Origin of the sequence: Streptomyces sp. NPDC047117, assembly GCF_040643545.1 — a bacterium.
In the GTDB taxonomy this organism is placed as follows: Bacteria; Actinomycetota; Actinomycetes; order Streptomycetales; family Streptomycetaceae; genus Streptomyces.
On sequence record NZ_JBEYUN010000002.1, the window covers coordinates 377018 to 395193 of the forward strand.

An 18176-nucleotide genomic window follows, 5' to 3' on the forward strand; every position below is an offset into this window, starting at 1 on the left:
CCTGCCGCACGTCCCTGTGCCGGAGACGGCGAAGCCCCCGCCCGGCATGCCGGGCGGGGGCTGTCGTGTTGCTCGCTGTTTCACGTGAAACCGGTCGAGCGTTTCACGTGAAACAGCGTGCGATCAGTTGTCCATGCCGTTCGGGCCTCCGAAGAAGCCGCCGTCATCGCCACCTGGTGTCTCGGTCTCCGGCGGAGACGGCTCGTCGCCGGGGTCACCGGGATCGCCCGAGGGCCCGCCGTTCTGACCACCGTTGTCCTTGCAGCCGATGTCCCAGGGTGAACAGGTCTCGGTCGGCGTGGCGCTCGGGGAGGCGTCGTCGCTCGGGGTCTCCGACGGCTCCTCCGACGGCTCCTCCGACGGCTCTTCCGTCTTCGTCGGCGTCGGAGTCGGGCTGGCGCTCTCGCCGTAGACGACCTTGCCGATCTGCTGCGGCGGCGGGAAGGCCTCCATGGGCTCCCCTCGCATGGCCTCCATCATGTAGTCGCGCCAGATCTCCGAGGGGAACGACGCTCCGTGGATCTTGTCCTGGCCACCGACGCCGTACATCTTCAGGAACTTCTGGACCTTGGCCTGGTCGTTGACGCGCCACATGCCGATCGTGGTGGCCAGCTGCTTGGTGTAGCCCGCGAACCACGCCGACTTGTTGTCGTCGGTGGTACCGGTCTTACCGGCCGCTTCCCGGCCGTCCGGCAGCTGCGCCGCAGAACCGGTGCCCTTCTTGACGACGTTCTTGAGGACATCCGTGACGTTGTCGGCCACATTCGGGTCGAAGGCCTGCTTGGTCTTCGCCACTTCCCTGTGGTTGAACTTCTCCACGCCGTCCTTGGTCACCGACTCCACGGAGTACGGGTCGGTCTGCTGACCGCTGGCCGCGAAGGTGGCGTATGCACCAGCCAGCCGGATCGCACTGGGCGCCGAGGTACCCAGGGAGAAGGTCGGTGTCGTCCGCGCCATGCTGTTGTCGTCCCGCAGACCGGCGGCGATCGCCTCCTGCTTGACCACCTCCGGGCCCACGTCCATGCCCAGCTGGATGTAGGGCGTGTTGACCGAGTACTGCATGGCGGTCCGCAGGCTGACCCGGCCCTTGTCCTCGTTGCCGTCGTTGGCCTGGCGCCACTCGTTGCCGTCCTTGTCGTGCCAGACGGTCCGGTCGTAGTTGAGCAGGCGCAGCTTGTTGTCGCCGTTGTACATACTGCTCGGCGACACGGGGGTGCGGATGGCCGGGTTGCTCGGACTCCGCACGCCCTTGTCCATGGCCGCGGCCAGGACGAACGGCTTGAACGTGGAGCCGACCTGGACGCCGGTGTAGTCGGCGTTGTTCGTGTAGTGCTCCGTGGCGTCCTTGCCGCCGTAGATCGCACGGATCTTGCCGCTCTTCGGCTCCACCGAGGCCCCGCCGAACTGCACGTACTTGTCGACCGCACGCTGCTCGGGCTTCAGCGCCTTCTTGGAGACCTTCTCGACCGCCTTGGTCAGCTGACCCATCTTCTTGCGGTCGAAGGTGGTGTGAATCGCGTAGCCGCCCTTTTTGAGCTCGGCTTCCGAGATGTTCGTATTGGCGGTGATGTAGTTGTTCGCGAGGTCGACGAGGTAACCCTTCTGGCCCCGCAGGTCCATCGCCTTCTTCGGCGGCCGCGGCATGGGGAAGTCGTCGTCCGTGATCTGAGCCCGCTTGGCCTTGGACAGCCGGCCCACCTGGACTTCCCGGTCCAGCGTCCACGACCAGCGCGCCTTGGCCCGCTTCAGGTTCGCGCCCTTGCTCTCCGTCGTGACGTACGGGTCGTACAGGTTGGGACCGTTGAGCAGCGAGGAGAGGAAGGCGCTCTCACTCCTGGTGAGGTCCTCGGAGTCCTTGTTGTAGTAGGCGCGCGACGCGGCCTGGATACCGTAGGCGCCCCGCCCGTAGTACGCCGTGTTGAGGTACCCGGCCAGGATCTTGTCCTTGGGCTCCGAGGTGCCCACCTTTATCGAGATGAACAGCTCGGTGATCTTGCGCTTGAGCGTCTGTTCCTGATTCAGGTACGTGTTCTTCACGTACTGCTGGGTGATCGTCGAGCCACTCTGGGTGTCGCCGCCCATGGCCATCTTGACCACCGCACGGGCGATGCCCATCGGGTCGACGCCGGAGTCCGTCTCGAACGAGGCGTTCTCCGCGGAGATCACCGCGTCCTGCATCTCCGTCGGGATCTGACTGATCGGCACGATCGTGCGGTTGAGCTCACCGCCGCCCGCGACGACCATCTGCTTGTTGTCGCTCCAGTAGTAGACGTTCTTCTGCACCTGCGAGAGCTTCTGCGGGTCGGGAACGTCGACGTACGCCAGCGCGATGCCCGACAGCCCGAGCACGAAGGCGATGAAGCCCAGGCAGCTGCCCAGCACCAGTCGCCAGGACGGCACCCAACGACGCGCTCCGTCCTTGCCCGCGCGCGGGTAGTCGATGAAACGCTTCTTGGGCGGCCGGCCGTCACCTCCGGCGCCGCCGCCCCGGCGGCCGCGGCCCGCACCGGCCGCGGCTTCGGGCGCCCGCCGGCGCCCGCCGCGTTGCGCGGCCCTGCGCGCCGCCGCCCGCCCCTGATACGGAGGCTCCTGCCCAGGCGCGCCGGACGGGGAGGCGGCGGAGGCAGACCCCTGCGCCGGGCCGCGCGCAGCGCGGCGGCCACTTGATTGCTGCTGTGCGGCGCGTCGGGCCGCGGCACGTCCGCCACCTTGCGGCTGCGGCGGTTTGCGACGGTGCTCGCTCATGGAACGGTTACTCCTCGGGCAGGCGCGCTATTCATCGCCTGAAGGCGGCAATTCACTTCAGGTCCCCCCGACAACACGGCCCGCACTGGTCTCTCGCGCGGGCCGCACTACACCGGGGACGGAGACGCCACTTCTCGCCACCTGGTTCCCGGCAGTCTGCATGCCGCACAGACTACGCACGGCCAAAACCTGCCCAGGCTCGGAATTCACTCCAAATCAGTCACGTTGGCTACGTCGAATCGACGATGTGATCCCGTTCACCGTTCTCGCCCTTGTCCCACCCGGTGTGCCGTTCTATCGTCTGGATGTATCGAGTCGATACATCAGCTCGGCATAAAGAACGCAGACGACCGAGGAGGCGGAGGATGAGCAGACGGTCCGGCATCCTCGAATTCGCCGTGCTCGGTCTGTTGCGCGAGTCCCCCATGCACGGGTACGAGCTGCGGAAACGGCTCAACACCTCGCTGGGTGTCTTCCGAGCGTTCAGCTACGGCACCCTCTATCCCTGCCTGAAGTCCTTGGTCGCACATGGCTGGCTGACCGAGGAGACCGGGGGAGGAACGGCTCCCGGCACCCCCGCGTCATCGCTCGCGGGGCGCCGAGCCAAGATCGTCTACCGGCTGACGGCCGAGGGGAAGGAGCACTTCGAAGAGCTGCTCGCCCACTCGGGACCCGACGCCTGGGAGGACGAGCACTTCGGTGTCCGGTTCGCCTTCTTCGGGCAGACCTCGCGCGATGTCCGCATGCGCGTACTGGAGGGCCGGCGCAGCCGCCTGGAGGAGCGCCTCGAGAGGATGCGCGCCTCGCTGACCCGACGTGAGCGGCTCGACCAGTACACCCTCGAGCTGCAGCGACACGGCCTGGAGTCCGTGGAGCGCGAAGTGCGCTGGCTGAACGAGCTGATCGAGAGCGAGCGGGCCGGGCGCGACCAGCGTGCCCCGGACCCCGCAGACCCGGACCGTAACGAGTCAGGAGAGACGGGCGGCCTGCCCCGCAACCGGGGTGGATCCCGGCCGGATCCGTCCGATGACACCGCCACATGAGGCTCCGCAGCCGCGGAGCCGCGTCGAGAACAAACAGGGAGCAACCGGAATGGGTTCGGTTCGCGTAGCCGTCGTCGGCGTGGGCAACTGCGCCGCCTCGTTGGTGCAGGGCGTCGAGTACTACAAGGACGCCGACCCGGACAGCCGCGTGCCCGGTCTGATGCACGTGCAGTTCGGTGACTACCACGTGCGTGACATCGAGTTCGTGGCTGCCTTCGACGTCGATGCCAAGAAGGTCGGCCTCGACCTCGCCGACGCCATCGGCGCCAGCGAGAACAACACCATCAAGATCTGCGACGTGCCGCGCACCGGCGTGAACGTCCAGCGCGGCCACACCCTCGACGGTCTCGGCAAGTACTACCGCCAGACCATCGAGGAGTCCGACGAGACCCCCGTCGACATCGTCCAGGTCCTCAAGGACCAGCAGGTCGACGTCCTGGTCTGCTACCTCCCCGTCGGCTCCGAGGACGCGGCGAAGTACTACGCCCAGTGCGCCATCGACGCCAAGGTCGCCTTCGTCAACGCTCTTCCGGTCTTCATCGCCGGCACCAAGGAGTGGGCGGACAAGTTCACCGAGGCGGGCGTCCCCATCGTCGGTGACGACATCAAGTCCCAGGTGGGCGCCACGATCACGCACCGCGTGATGGCCAAGCTCTTCGAGGACCGGGGCGTCATCCTGGACCGCACGATGCAGCTGAACGTCGGCGGCAACATGGACTTCAAGAACATGCTCGAGCGCGAGCGCCTGGAGTCCAAGAAGATCTCCAAGACGCAGGCCGTCACCTCCCAGATCCCCGACCGCGACCTGGGAGAGGACAACGTCCACATCGGTCCGTCGGACTTCGTCGCCTGGCTGGACGACCGCAAGTGGGCCTACGTCCGCCTGGAGGGCCGCGCCTTCGGTGACGTCCCGCTGAACCTGGAGTACAAGCTCGAGGTCTGGGACTCCCCGAACTCCGCCGGCGTCATCATCGACGCGCTGCGCGCCGCGAAGATCGCCAAGGACCGTGGCATCGGCGGCCCGATCCTCTCCGCCTCCTCGTACTTCATGAAGTCCCCGCCGGTGCAGTACTTCGACAACGAGGCCCGGGAGAACGTCGAGAAGTTCATCAAGGGCGAGGTCGAGCGCTGATCCAGCGACCGGCGGACGCCGCCGCGACCGCACCGTCCTGACCCGCGGGCCCCTGGGAAGTCTCCCCAGGGGCCCGCGGCCTGTGTGAAGCTGTGGCCCATGCCCGCCGCGCGTGATCTCCGCGTACTTCTCCGCCGCCGCGACTTCCGCCGGCTGCTGGCCGTCCGGCTGCTGTCTCAGGCCGCCGACGGCGTGTACCAGGTCGCCCTCGCCTCCTACGTCGTCTTCTCGCCCGAGAAGCAGGCCTCCCCCACGGCCATCGCCTCCGCCATGGCGGTGCTGCTGCTTCCCTACTCCGTACTCGGGCCGTTCGCCGGTGTGCTCCTGGACCGCTGGCGCCGCCGCCAGGTCCTGCTCCACGGCAATCTGCTGCGCGCCGTCCTGGCCGGTGCGACCACTCTGCTGCTCCTCGCCGGTGCTCCGGACTGGCTCTTCTACGTCTCCGCGCTCAGCGTCACCGCGGTCAACCGCTTCGTCCTGGCCGGGCTGTCGGCCGCACTGCCCCGGGTCGTCGACAACGCCGAGGCCCTGGTGGTGGCCAACTCCCTGTCCCCCACGGCCGGCACGCTGGCCGCCACCGCGGGCGGTGGGCTCGCCTTCGCCGTACAGCTCGCGGGTGGGGAGTCGGACGTTGCCGCCGTCCTTCTCGGCGCCGTCCTCTACCTGTGTGCCGCCGGCGTCGCGCAACGCATCCCGGCAGGGCTCCTCGGTCCGGACCCTCGCCGGGCGTCCCCGCGGATTGCCGACGCCCTGCTGGACACCGCCCGCGGCCTCACCGCCGGACTGGCCCACCTCCGGAAGCGCCGGTCAGCGGCGCGTGCCCTGGGAGCGATGGCGCTGATGCGCTTCTGCTACGGCGCGCTGACGATCACGGTGCTGATGCTGTGCCGTGCCTACTGGCCGCAGAACGGACCGGACGGCATGGCCACATTGGGCCTGGCGGTCGCCGCCTCGGGCGTCGGGTTCTTCGCCGCCGCGGTGGTGACCCCGTGGGCGGTGGCCCGGCTGACCGCCACCGGCTGGATCGCGATGTGCGCCGGAACGGCCGCCGTACTGGTCCCCGCGCTCAGCCTGTCCTTCGTCCTGGTGCCCGTACTCATCGCGGCCTTCGTCCTCGGCCTCGCCACCCAGGGCGCGAAGATCGCCACGGACACGGAGGTGCAGCACGCCGTCGACGACGTGTTCCGCGGTCGGGTCTTCGCCCTCTACGACGTCCTCTTCCACACCGCCTTCGTCGGCGCGGCCGGGGTCGCGGCCCTGGTACTGCCACTCGACGGGCGCTCGCCCGCACTGATCATCGGCGTGGCCGTGATCCATCTGACCCTCGCCGTCGCCATGGCGCGGGCACGTGTTTCACGTGAAACATCGCCCCGGCCGAGGGACGACCGAGGCGATGCGCGGGATGTTTCACGTGAAACATGAGCGGCCGGACTCACCCGGCCGCTCAGGGGTCAGCTCTGTGCGGCCCACCACTCCTTGAGCGCCTCGACCGCCGCCTCCCGGCCCATCGGGCCGTGCTCCAGTCGCAGCTCCAGCAGGTGCTTGTAGGCCTTGCCGACCTGCGGACCGGGTGCAATGTCCAGTACCTGCATGATGTCGTTGCCATCCAGGTCCGGGCGGATCGCGTCCAGTTCCTCCTGCTCCTGAAGCCGCGCGATGCGCTCCTCGAGCCCGTCGTACGCCCGCGAGAGGGCATTGGCCTTGCGCTTGTTGCGCGTCGTGCAGTCCGAGCGCGTCAGCTTGTGCAGCCGCGTCAACAGCGGCCCGGCGTCCCGTACGTACCGGCGGACCGCCGAGTCCGTCCACTCGCCCGTGCCGTATCCGTGGAACCGCAGGTGCAGCTCGACCAGACGCGCGACGTCCTTGACCATCTCGTTGGAGTACTTCAGCGCGATCATGCGCTTCTTGGTCATCTTCGCGCCCACCACCTCGTGGTGGTGGAAGGAGACCCGGCCGTCCTTCTCGAACCGCCGCGTCCGCGGCTTGCCGATGTCGTGAAGGATCGCCGCCAGCCGCAGCACCAGGTCCGGGCCGTCCTCCTCCAGGTCGATGGCCTGCTCCAGGACGGTCAGCGAGTGCTCGTAGACGTCCTTGTGACGGTGATGCTCGTCACGCTCCAGCCGCAGCGCGGGCAGCTCGGGCAGCACCCGGTCGGCGATGCCGCTCTCGACCAGGAGAGTCAGACCCTTGCGGGGGTGCACCCCCAGGAGCAGCTTGTTGAGCTCGTCACGCACCCGCTCGGCGGAGACGATGTCGATCCGGTCCGCCATCTCCTTCATCGCGGCCACCACCTCGGGCGCCACCGTGAAGTCCAGCTGCGCGGCGAAGCGCGCCGCGCGCATCATCCGCAGCGGGTCGTCGGAGAAGGACTCCTGCGGGGTGCCCGGAGTGCGGAGCACCCGCGCCGCCAGGTCCTCCAGGCCGTTGTGCGGGTCGATGAACTCCTTCTCCGGGAGCGCGACCGCCATGGCGTTCACCGTGAAGTCCCGGCGCACCAGGTCTTCCTCGATCGAGTCGCCGTAGGACACCTCGGGCTTGCGCGAGGTGCGGTCGTACGCCTCCGAGCGGTACGTCGTGATCTCGATGTCGAAGGAGCTCTTCTTGCAGCCGACGGTGCCGAAGGCGATGCCGACCTCCCACAGCGCGTCCGCCCAGGGCCGCACGATCTTCAGAACGTCCTCGGGGCGGGCGTCCGTGGTGAAGTCCAGATCGTTGCCGAGCCGGCCGAGCAGGGCATCCCGTACCGAACCGCCGACCAGGGCAAGTGTGAACCCGGCCTCCTGGAAGCGACGGGCCAGATCGTCCGCGACGGGGGACACGCGCAGCAGCTCACTGACGGCGCGGCGCTGTACCTGGTTCAGCGCCTGCGTCGTCTCTGCGCTGCGCTCGGTCTGCGGGGCGTGGGTGTGATTGTTGGCGTTCGGCACAACAGGACAGGGTACGTGCCCGCGCGGCGGCAGGCGGACGCGCGGACAGCGGACGCGAATAAAGGGGACAAGCCCGCGGAGACCGGCACCGCACGATCAGGTGGAGCAGTCCGCAGCACTTCGCCACAGCAGTCATCGTTACCATGCGTGGACGCACATAGCGACGACCACTGACGACGACGAGGGACGGGCGAGCGCGTGGCCGAGGCGGCAGGGTTTCCGGTAACCGAACGGCCGCGTGGTCGATGGCTGCGACGTGCCGCTGCGCTGGTCGCCGGTACACCGCTGCTGGCCGGACTGGCGCTGGTACCGCCCGCGCAGGAGGCGCACGCCGCGCCCTCCGGCTCCCGCACCGTCGACGTCGACATCGACTCGCTCAGCCCGCCGGCGGCCGGCCGGAGCGACGATGCGGTCACCGTCACGGGCAGCATCACCAACAAGGGCAGAGCGACGATCACCGACGGACACGTCGGACTCCGCCGCGGCCCCGTGCTGAACAACCGCAGCTCCATCGACAACGTCGCCCGGCGCTCCGGCTACTCCGCGGGCCTGGACGGCCAGGAGGTCGGCGGGAAGGCCGAGAAGGTCCAGAAGCTGGCACCGGGCGTCTCGCAGCCCTTCTCGCTGCGTGTGCCGGTCAAGAAGCTGCGGCTGAGCAAGGACGGCGTCTACCAGCTCGGCGTCTCCTTCTCCGGCCGGTCCAAGAGCGCGCCGTACGAGCAGGTGCTCGGCATCGAGCGCACGTTCCTGCCCTGGCAGGAGGCCGAGGCGTCGAAGAAGACCAAGCTCACGTACATGTGGCCGCTGATCTCCAAGACGCACCTCACCGCAGAGACCGAGGGCGACGAGCAGCAGACGCCGATCTTCCGCGACGACAAGCTGGCGGCCGAGATCGCTCCCGGTGGCCGGCTGCAGCAGCTCGTCGCGCTCGGCAAGGATCTTCCGGTCACCTTCGTCGTCGACCCCGACCTGCTCGCCACCGTCGACGCCATGACGGGCCGCTACAAGGTCGAGGGGCCGAACGGCACCACCAGGGCGGGCCGGAACCAGGAAGTCGCCAAGCAGTGGCTGAGCGACCTGGAGCAGGCCGTCCAGGCCCACGAGGTCGTCGCGCTGCCGTTCGCCGACCCCGACATCGCCTCGCTGGCGCACAAGGGCAAGGTCGTGCCCAGTGCGCTGAGCCACCTCGGCCCGGCCACCGACCTCGCGTCGAGGACCGTCGGGACCGTCCTGCCGGGCGTGAAGGCGCGTACCGACTTCACCTGGCCCGTCGAGGGCGCCGTGGACTCCTCCATCGTGGACGTGGCCACCTCCGCCGGCGCCCACAACGTGATCGCCCGCAGCGACAGCATGCGGGAGAGCGGCCTGTCGTACACCCCCACCTCCGCCCGGCCCATCGGCGGCGGCAACACCGCCGTCGTGGCGGACGCCGGCCTGTCCACCGCCTTCACCGGCGACCTGACCAAGGCCGGGACCGCGAACCTGGCGGTGCAGAACTTCCTCGCCCAGAGCCTGATGGTCAATCTCCAGGACCCGTCCCGGCAGCGCAGCATCGTCGTGGCACCGCAGCGGATGCCCACCGCGAGCCAGGCCCAGGCGATGGCGAAGGCAGTGCGGGCCGTGAACGACAGCGGCTGGGCCGAGGCGCAGGACCTCAGCGACGCGGCCAAGGCCAAGCCCGACCCCAACGCCACCCGCCAGGTGCCCGGCGCGGCCTCCTACCCGGCCTCGCTGCGCAAGCAGGAACTGCCGGCGGCCGCCTTCCGGCAGGCGCAGGAGACCCGTACCGCCCTGGACGACTTCAAGGTCATCCTGGCCGAGCCGTGGCGCGTGGAGACGCCCTTCGGCAACGCGATCATGCGCATGATGTCGACGGAGTGGCGCGGCGACGCCAAGGGCGCCGAGGCCTTCCGCAAGTCCGTGCGCAGCTATCTGGACGGTCTGACGACGAAGGTCCATCTGATCCAGAAGTCGGACGCCACGCTCTCCGGACGCAGCGCCACGATTCCGGTCACGGTGCAGAACAACCTCGTCCGGGGCGTCAAGGGCATGACGCTGCGGCTCACGTCGTCGCAGCCCAACCGCCTGGACACGGGTGAGCCGCAGACGATCGACGTCGAGGGCGGCCACAGCCAGTCCTTCAAGTTCGACACCACCGCGAACGCGAACGGACCGGTGCAGGTCACCGCGCAGCTGTTCACGGCGGACGGCAAGCGGTACGGCCGGGCGATGACCTTCGAGGTGAACGTCACCGAGATCACCGCTACGGTCATGCTCGTCATCGCGGGCGGTGTGCTGCTGCTCGTGCTCGCCGGCGTACGGATCTACCTCCAGCGCAAGCGCGCGGCGGCCCGCGAGGACGACGGCGGCACGGACGGCGGATCCGGTACGGACGACGGCGGGGCCGGCTCGGACGGCGGTGACGGCGCCCCGGACCGCGACGGCACGGACCAGGACGGCACCGGCCGGGACGGCCGGCCCGCGGACGGCGGCAACGGGCAGCCGGGTGACCCGGGGCCGGACACCGGTTCGGAAAGCACGGGCGGGTCCGGCTCAGGTGAGAAAGTGGACCGTTGATACATGGCGGGGCCGGATGGCCGGCGACGGATGAGGTGGGGCAGCTATGAATGCGCCGTACGACGGTGACCGCGGCCGGGCCGCGGGCGACGACGCCGCGGACCGGTCCCCACAGCCGCCGCAGGCACCGGACCCCTACGTGCAGGACGCGTACTCCCGGTCGCCCTTCCCGTCGCAGGACCCCACGGCCCACGACCCGGTGGCCGACGCCCTGCACGACCGGGCGGCCCATCCGCCGCAGGCCGGGCCCGCCCAGCCGCCGTACCAGCAGCCGCCGGCCCCCCGGCTCACCCCCGACCCGCAGGCGTGGCCCGCACCGGCGGCCGACCCGCAGGCCTGGGCCGCACCCGCTGCCGACCCACAGGCCTGGCCCGCACCGGCCCCCGAGGCGCAGGGCCCGGCGCGCCCTCAGTCGTACGGCGACATCACAGCCACCACCCAGTTCGTCGGGGTCGACGACCTGATCACCCAGGCCGTCGACCGGCCCGCGGAGCCCGACGCCTTCGCGCACCTCTACCGCGACCAGCGGGCACCGGAGCCGCAGCGGCCGCCGGCCCAGAACGGCGGCCCGGACCCGTACCAGGGACCCGGCCGGCCGTCCGACGGTCAGCAGTACCCGTCCGCCGGTCAGCAGTACGGGCCCACGGGCAGGCAGTACGTACCGGCGAGCGGGCCGCAGGCCGTACCTCCGGCGGAGCCCGAGCCGGTGTCCGCACCGGAGTCGCCGGAGCCCTCGGGGCGCACCGGCGGCAAGGCCGGCAATCTGCTGAAGTCCAGCGCAGTGATGGCCGCGGGCACCATGGTGTCCCGGCTCACCGGCTTCGTACGATCAGCGCTGATCGCCTCCGCGCTCGGCGCGGCCGTCCTCGGCGACTCGTGGCAGGTCGCCTACACCCTGCCCACGATGATCTTCATCCTGACCATCGGCGGCGGCCTGAACTCCGTATTCGTGCCGCAGCTGGTGCGGGCGATGAAGGAGGACGAGGACGGCGGCGAGGCGTACGCCAACCGCCTGCTGACCCTGGTCATGGTGATCCTCGGCGCCCTCACCGTCGTGGCGGTGTTCGCGGCGCCCTGGCTGGTGCGGGCGATGTCCGGCTTCGCTCCCGACTCGGCCAGCTTCGAGGTCGCCGTATCGTTCACCCGGTACTGCGTGCCCACGATCTTCTTCATGGGTGTCCACGTGGTCATGGGCCAGGTGCTCAACGCCCGCGGCCGCTTCGGCGCGATGATGTGGACCCCGGTCCTCAACAACGTCGTCATGATCAGCACATTCGGGCTGTTCATCTGGGTCTACGGCAGCGCCAGCTCCTCGCAGATCGGCGTGACGACGATCCCCGAGGCCGGCATCCGGCTGCTCGGCATCGGCACGCTGCTCGGCCTGGTCGTCCAGGCCCTGGCGATGATCCCCTACCTGCGCGACGCCGGGTTCAAGCTGCGGCTGCGGTTCGACTGGCGAGGACACGGCCTGGGCAAGGCCGCCAAGCTCGCCAAGTGGACCGTCCTCTTCGTGCTCGCCAACCAGGCCGGCGTCCTGGTCGTCTCCAAGCTCTCCACCCTGGCCGGCGAGAAGGCCGCCGGGCAGGGCCACCCCGGCACCGGCTACATGGCGTACTCCAACGCCCAGCTGATCTGGAACATGCCGCAGGCGATCATCACCGTCTCGGTGATGGCCGCCATGCTGCCGCGCCTGTCGCGCTCCGCGCACGACGGTGACGTCGGCGCCGTCCGCGACGACATCTCCTCGGGCCTGCGCACTTCCGCCGTGGCCATCGTGCCGATCGCGTTCGGCTTCCTGGCCCTCGGCATCCCCATGTGCACCCTGATCTTCACCGGCACCGGCTCCGAAGCCGGCGTCTCCACGGGTTACATGCTCATGGCCTTCGGTCTCGGCCTGATCCCCTTCTCCGTCCAGTACGTCGTGCTGCGCGCCTTCTACGCGTACGAGGACACCCGCACGCCCTTCTACAACACACTCATCGTCGCCGCCTTCAACGCCGCCGCCTCGGCGCTGTGCTACCTCCTTCTGCCCGAACGGTGGGCGGTGCTGGGCATGGCCGCCTCCTACGGCCTGGCTTACATCACCGGCGTCGGGGTGGCGTGGCGACGGCTGCGCAAGCGGATGGGCGGCGACTTGGACGGTGCGCACGTGGTGCGTACGTACGCCCGGCTGGCCGGCGCGAGCGTTCCCGCCACCCTGTTCTCCGGCGCCGCGGTCTACGGGATCATGCAGGGGCTGGGCACCGGCGTTCTGGGATCGCTCGTGGCGCTGGTCGGCGGCGGTGCCGTCCTTCTGGTGGTCTTCTACGCCGCCGCGAAGAAGATGCGCATCGAAGAACTGAACGCCCTGGTCGGCATGGTGCGCGGCAAGCTGGGGCGCTGAGCGAGCACAACCTTCGTCCGCCACTGTGTGTCGTGCATAGTGGCGGTCTGTGGGCACAATTGACTTGGCTCTTTTGAGCATGCAACGGATGGGGAGGCAGGAACGACGGTGGCGGAACGGAGCACGGCTGCCGTCGACGTGGCCGACACGAGCGGTGGAGAACCGCTCGCCGCCAAGGCGGACGAGGCCACGACCGACGGCACGAAGGCCGAGAAGGTGGCCGACGCGGCGCAGGACACCGCGGACAGCGGCGCGAAGAGTGCCACGACAACCGAGGCTGAGCCGCTCGAACTGCACAGCGGTCACAAGCTGGCCAGGCGTTACCGTCTGGAGGAATGCGTCACCCGGCTGGACGGCTTCAGCAGCTGGCGTGCCGTCGACGAGAAACTGCGCCGCGCCGTCGGTGTCCACCTCCTGCCCGCAGACCACCCGCGTGCCCGCCCCGTGCTCTCCGCCGCACGGTCCGCCGCGCTGCTCGGCGACCCGCGCTTCGTCCAGGTCCTCGACGCCGTCGAGGAGAACGACCTGGTCTACGTCGTGCACGAGTGGCTCCCGGACGCCACCGAACTGACCACCGTCCTCGCCTCCGGCCCCCTCGAACCGCACGACGCCTACCAGCTCGTGACCCAGGTCTCCCAGGCCATGGCCGCCGCCCACCGTGAAGGCCTGGCCCACCTCCGGCTGACTCCCGGTTCTGTCCTGCGTACCTCCTCCGGCCAGTACCGCATCCGGGGCCTGGCCATCATGGCCGCACTGCGCGGCCTGACCAGCGAGCACCCGCAACGCACCGACACCGAGTCGATCGGCGCGCTGCTGTACGCGGCGCTGACCCAGCGCTGGCCGTACGAGAACGACGCGTACGGCCTGTCCGGGCTGCCCAAGGGCGTCGGTCTGATCGCTCCCGACCAGGTGCGGGCCGGAGTGCACCGCGGTCTGTCCGAGCTGGCCATGCGCGCCCTGGTGAACGACGGCGCCACCGCCTCCCGCCAGGAGCAGCCCTGCACCACTCCGGAGGAGCTGGCCAAGGCCGTCGGCGCCATGCCGCGCATCCGCCCGCCGGAGACCTCCTTCACCACCCCGCCGCCCTACCAGCGCACCGGTTACCAGCAGGGCTCGTACGCGCAGACGTCCGGCACCGGACGGACCGGGCCGACGGCCACCCGCCCGGTTCCCGCACCGCCGGCCCCGCTGCAGAGCCGTACCGGCAGGGCGGCCAAGTGGTGCGTCTCCGCGCTGCTGATCGCCGCCCTGGGCCTGGGCAGCTGGCAGCTGGCCGACACCCTGCTGAAGGACCGGAACCAGGACGACTCGGGGAGCTCCCAGACCACCGGGGGCAACGCTGAGGCGGCATCGGGCAAGCCGGTGCACATCGACAAGGTGATGGACTTCGACCCGCCGCCCGCCGGGGACGGTACGGAGAACCCCCAGGAAGCCACCAAGGCCGCCGATGGCAACGCCGACACCTACTGGCCCACCCGGAACTACTACGGCCGCTCGGATTTCGGTGGTCTGAAGAGCGGCGTGGGGCTGGTTCTCGACCTCGAAAAGGTCCAGCAGGTCGGCAGCATCAAGGTCGATCTCCTCGGGGACACCTCACTCGACTTCCGTGCCGCGCCCGAGGACAGCGGCGATGCGCCCACGACCCTGGACGGCTACAAGAAGATCGCCAGCGGCAACGGGGAGTCCGTCACCCTGCGCGCCAAGGAGCCGATCAAGACACGTTACGTATTGGTCTGGCTCACCGACCTCCCGTTGAAGGACGATGGCAACTACCGGGGCCAGATCAAGGAGATCCAGGTCCTCAGCTAGGGGTGGGCAGCAGGGGGCTCCAGATGTCGACACGGACAACGGCCGGCACGTACTGGGGCTCCCCGGGCCTCCTCGGGCGTCCGTGGCCGCCTGCAACGGCCGTCGTCCTGGAGTCTGGTTCCACCGAGCACCCGTATGTAAGCTCCCGTCTACAGCTTGACGCCAGGGGTTCGGTTATGCGTGATGGCGCAGTGATGCCCACCGTCGTAGGAGAGACCGGCTCGGCCGGTGACCCGGTTGGCCCGGTCGACGCCCGTGCCCGCGCGGCGCCGGACCGGTGGCGTCCCGCGATCCCGTCCGCGCGGTCCTGGCTCCCCGGACCGCGCCGGGCCGGCTCCTGCGGGGCGGGCCATGACAGATAACTCCCGCCCCTCCGACCAGGCGCTCCTCGCCCGTCATGTCGAGGGCGACCCGGACGCCTTCGGGGAGATCGTCAGGCGCCACCGTGACCGGCTGTGGGCGGTGGCGCTGCGCACCCTCGGCGACCGCGAGGAAGCGGCCGACGCCGTGCAGGACGCCCTGGTGTCCGCCTACCGCGCCGCCCATACCTTCCGCGGCCAGTCGGCCGTGACCACCTGGCTGCACCGCATCACGGTCAACGCCTGCCTGGACCGGGCACGTAAGGCGGCTTCCCGGCGCACCTCGCCGGTAGCGGAGACCGAGCGGCTGGAGCAGCTCATCGAGCCGCACGAGTCCGCAGCCGTGCCCGCCGAGCGGCAGGATCTGCACCGCGAACTGCTCGGTGCCCTCCGCACACTCCCCGCCGAACAGCGCGCGGCCCTCGTCCTGGTCGACATGCAGGGCTACCCCGTCGCCGAGGCCGCCGAAGTACTTGGCGTTCCCACCGGAACGGTGAAGAGCCGGTGCGCGCGCGGCCGGGCCCGGCTTCTCCCGATGCTCACCCATCTGCGCGCCGAAGACGGGGATAAGGGCACCTCAGGCGGGGGAAGGAACCGGGCGCAGGGGACATCCGTCCCACAGACGGCAGGACCCAACGACTCAGGGGCCGTGAAGGGCGGAGGTGGGCGAGCGTGACATCCACGACCGACACGGGCGGGCATCCGGAGGTCGCGGAGATCTCTGCGCTCGCGGACGGGTTGCTTGCACCCGGCCGCGCGGCGGATCTCCGCGCGCACCTCGACGGCTGTCCGCTGTGTGAGGACGTCCACAGCTCGCTGGAGGAGATCCGCAGTCTGCTCGGCACGCTGCCCGGGCCCGTACGGATGCCGGACGACGTCGTGGGGCGCATCGACGCCGCCCTGGCAGCAGAGGCTCTGCTCGATGCCACGGCCCCCGCGGGTGAGCCCGCCCTGGTGCCGACGACCGCCGGCGACGGCGCACGGATCGTCGCCCAGCAATCGGCAGGGCCGGACGACAGCGCTGTTTCACGTGAAACATCGGAGACGGGCCGCGGCGGTGTTTCACGTGAAACAGCGCCGACCCGCTCGGGGGGCAGTTCCGCCGATCGCCCGGCCGGATATCCCCGCTCCGCCACGGGCCCCGGCCGGAAGGCACCCGGCACCCGCACCACGCGCGCGCACCGCTGGCCCAAGGTACTTCTCGGCACAGCGGCCGCGGCAGCCGTACTCGGCATCGGTGGCATCCTTCTGCAGAATGGTTCCGCGAACCCGGGACACGAGCAGGACCCCGGGGTGAACGCCACCGAGACGAACAACGGTGACGCGTCTCTCAGCTCCGCGACACTGGGCAGCCATGTCCGTGATCTGCTCGACGAGCCACGTCGCAGCAAGGCGCCGGACGTGGGCACCCAGAGCTCGCCCAACACGCCGCTGCGGGGCGCGGACGACACGATCCCCTCCTGCGTACGGGAAGGTCTCGCCCGTTCCGAGAAGCCGCTGGCCGCGACCCGCGACACCTACCGGGGCAAGGAGGCGTACCTCGTCGTGCTGCCGCACCCGTCGGACGCCTCCCGGGTCTCTGCCTACGTGGTCTCCGCGGGCTGCGTCTCGGCGTCACCGCCCGCTCCGGGGAAGATTCTGCTCAGCGGGACCTACCCCCGCGGCTGAGTCGACGGCTGACGCGGCGGGCACAGAGCCGGTACGGCAGCGCTGGAACACTGCGGGAATGCTCGCCCCGTAGGATCCGTTGGGTGGGGTGAGAGTTCCTCCAGCCCACCCAACGCAGTCGGCAGAGACAAGGAAGACACCCGTGAGCGACGTCCGTAACGTGATCATCATCGGCTCCGGGCCTGCGGGCTACACCGCCGCGCTCTACACCGCCCGTGCCTCGCTGAAGCCGCTGGTGTTCGAGGGCGCCGTCACCGCCGGTGGCGCACTGATGAACACCACCGATGTGGAGAACTTCCCCGGCTTCCGCGAGGGCATCATGGGGCCGGACCTGATGGACAACATGCGGGCCCAGGCCGAGCGCTTCGGCGCCGAGCTGATCCCCGACGATGTCACCGCCGTGGACCTCTCCGAGCCGATCAAGACCGTCACGGACTCCGCCGGCACCGTGCACCGCGCCCGCGCCGTGATCGTCACCACCGGCTCCCAGCACCGCAAGCTGGGCCTGCCCCGCGAGGACGAGCTTTCCGGCCGTGGCGTGTCGTGGTGCGCCACCTGTGACGGCTTCTTCTTCAAGGACCAGGACATCGCCGTCATCGGCGGCGGCGACACGGCCATGGAGGAGGCGACCTTCCTCTCCCGCTTCGCCAAGTCGGTCACCATCGTCCACCGCCGCGACACCCTGCGCGCGTCGAAGGCCATGCAGGAGCGTGCCTTCGCCGACCCGAAGATCAAGTTCGTGTGGGACAGCGAGGTCGCCGAGATCCACGGTGAGAACAAGCTCTCCGCCCTGACCCTGCGCAACGTCCAGACCGGCGACACCTCCGAGCTCCCGGTCACCGGCCTGTTCATCGCCATCGGCCACGACCCGCGCACGGAGCTGTTCAAGGGTCAGCTGAAGCTGGACGACGAGGGCTACCTCAAGGTCGACGCGCCCAGCACCCACACCAACATCCAGGGCGTCTTCGCCGCCGGCGACGTCGTGGACCACACCTACCGCCAGGCGATCACCGCCGCCGGCACCGGCTGCTCCGCCGCCCTGGACGCCGAGCGCTTCCTCGCCTCGCTGTCCGACAGCGAGCCGGCCGAGCCCGAGCAGACCCCGGCCGAGCCGGAGCAGACCCCCACCGCCTGAGCCCTGAACGTCAGCTGTTCACACCCACCCAGTAAGGAGAACGCCATGGCCGGTGCCACGGTGACCGTGACGGACGACAACTTCGAAGAGGTCGTCCTCAAGAGCGACAAGCCTGTACTCGTCGACTTCTGGGCCACCTGGTGCGGCCCGTGCCGCCAGGTTGCCCCCTCCCTGGAGGCCATCGCCGCGGAGCACGACGAGATCGTCATCGCCAAGCTCAACACCGACGAGAACCCCGGGACCACCGCCAAGTACGGCGTCATGTCGATCCCGACCATGAACGTCTACCAGGGCGGCGAGGTCGTGAAGACCATCGTCGGCGCCAAGCCCAAGGCCGCGATCGAGCGGGACCTGGCGGACTTCCTCGCCTGATCTCCGCACGCTGTTTCACGTGAAAC

At 69.8% G+C, this 18176-nt stretch carries 12 protein-coding genes; 10 read left to right on the plus strand and 2 right to left on the minus strand.

From position 1 onward, the window contains the following. Positions 1–123: 123 nt before the first annotated feature. Complete coding sequence (locus tag ABZ840_RS04810; RefSeq protein ID WP_361553306.1) at positions 124–2745, minus strand: transglycosylase domain-containing protein; 2622 nt, start codon at positions 2743–2745, stop codon at positions 124–126. Positions 2746–3110: 365 nt separating this feature from the next. Between ABZ840_RS04810 and ABZ840_RS04815 the strand changes: the two genes are divergently transcribed. The 3 genes from ABZ840_RS04815 (at position 3111) to ABZ840_RS04825 (ending at position 6342) form a co-directional block, all read left to right on the plus strand. Next, positions 3111–3788 (plus strand): PadR family transcriptional regulator, encoded by a 678-nt coding sequence (locus ABZ840_RS04815; protein WP_361553309.1) that lies wholly within the window; start codon positions 3111–3113, stop codon positions 3786–3788. 49 nt (positions 3789–3837) lie between these two features. Then, a complete protein-coding gene (locus ABZ840_RS04820; protein WP_361553312.1) occupies positions 3838–4920 on the plus strand; it encodes an inositol-3-phosphate synthase in 1083 nt (360 codons plus the stop codon). 99 nt (positions 4921–5019) lie between these two features. Next, the gene (locus ABZ840_RS04825; RefSeq protein WP_361553315.1) at positions 5020–6342 is read left to right on the plus strand and encodes an MFS transporter; all 1323 of its coding nucleotides are present in this window, start codon (positions 5020–5022) and stop codon (positions 6340–6342) included. A 29-nt stretch (positions 6343–6371) separates the two neighbouring features. Here ABZ840_RS04825 and ABZ840_RS04830 read toward each other — a convergent pair whose 3' ends face one another. After that, complete coding sequence (locus ABZ840_RS04830; RefSeq protein ID WP_361553318.1) at positions 6372–7847, minus strand: CCA tRNA nucleotidyltransferase; 1476 nt, start codon at positions 7845–7847, stop codon at positions 6372–6374. A 198-nt stretch (positions 7848–8045) separates the two neighbouring features. Between ABZ840_RS04830 and ABZ840_RS04835 the strand changes: the two genes are divergently transcribed. From ABZ840_RS04835 to trxA, 7 genes are all read left to right on the plus strand, one after another. Further along, on the plus strand, positions 8046–10424 hold the full coding sequence (locus tag ABZ840_RS04835) for a DUF6049 family protein (protein WP_361553321.1): 2379 nt from the start codon (positions 8046–8048) through the stop codon (positions 10422–10424). Between the two features lie 46 nt (positions 10425–10470). Beyond that, complete coding sequence (murJ, locus tag ABZ840_RS04840) at positions 10471–12807, plus strand: murein biosynthesis integral membrane protein MurJ (protein ID WP_361553323.1); 2337 nt, start codon at positions 10471–10473, stop codon at positions 12805–12807. Between the two features lie 108 nt (positions 12808–12915). After that, a complete protein-coding gene (locus tag ABZ840_RS04845; RefSeq protein ID WP_361553326.1) occupies positions 12916–14616 on the plus strand; it encodes a protein kinase family protein in 1701 nt (566 codons plus the stop codon). Between the two features lie 351 nt (positions 14617–14967). Further along, complete coding sequence (sigM, locus tag ABZ840_RS04850) at positions 14968–15651, plus strand: RNA polymerase sigma factor SigM (RefSeq protein WP_361553329.1); 684 nt, start codon at positions 14968–14970, stop codon at positions 15649–15651. Continuing rightward, positions 15648–16643, plus strand: a complete 996-nt coding sequence (locus ABZ840_RS04855; RefSeq protein ID WP_361553332.1) for a zf-HC2 domain-containing protein — start codon at positions 15648–15650, stop codon at positions 16641–16643. The genes sigM and ABZ840_RS04855 overlap by 4 nt, the downstream gene beginning before the upstream one ends. A 142-nt stretch (positions 16644–16785) precedes the next feature. After that, positions 16786–17778: a thioredoxin-disulfide reductase gene (trxB, locus tag ABZ840_RS04860; RefSeq protein WP_361553335.1), complete on the plus strand. Its 993-nt coding sequence runs from the start codon at positions 16786–16788 to the stop codon at positions 17776–17778. Between the two features lie 45 nt (positions 17779–17823). Next, entirely contained in the window at positions 17824–18150 is a 327-nt protein-coding gene (gene trxA, locus ABZ840_RS04865; RefSeq protein WP_361553338.1) for a thioredoxin, read from the plus strand. Positions 18151–18176: the final 26 nt, after the last annotated feature.

Bases quoted from the DNA above. Each gene is read 5' to 3' on its own strand.
- ABZ840_RS04810 (WP_361553306.1), bottom strand. From the start codon at position 2,745: ATGAGCGAGCACCGTCGCAAACCGCCGCAGCCGCAAGGTGGCGGACGT.
- ABZ840_RS04815 (WP_361553309.1), top strand. From the start codon at position 3,111: ATGAGCAGACGGTCCGGCATCCTCGAATTCGCCGTGCTCGGTCTGTTG.
- ABZ840_RS04820 (WP_361553312.1), top strand. From the start codon at position 3,838: ATGGGTTCGGTTCGCGTAGCCGTCGTCGGCGTGGGCAACTGCGCCGCC.
- ABZ840_RS04825 (WP_361553315.1), top strand. From the start codon at position 5,020: ATGCCCGCCGCGCGTGATCTCCGCGTACTTCTCCGCCGCCGCGACTTC.
- murJ (WP_361553323.1), top strand. From the start codon at position 10,471: ATGAATGCGCCGTACGACGGTGACCGCGGCCGGGCCGCGGGCGACGAC.
- sigM (WP_361553329.1), top strand. From the start codon at position 14,968: ATGACAGATAACTCCCGCCCCTCCGACCAGGCGCTCCTCGCCCGTCAT.
- trxA (WP_361553338.1), top strand. From the start codon at position 17,824: ATGGCCGGTGCCACGGTGACCGTGACGGACGACAACTTCGAAGAGGTC.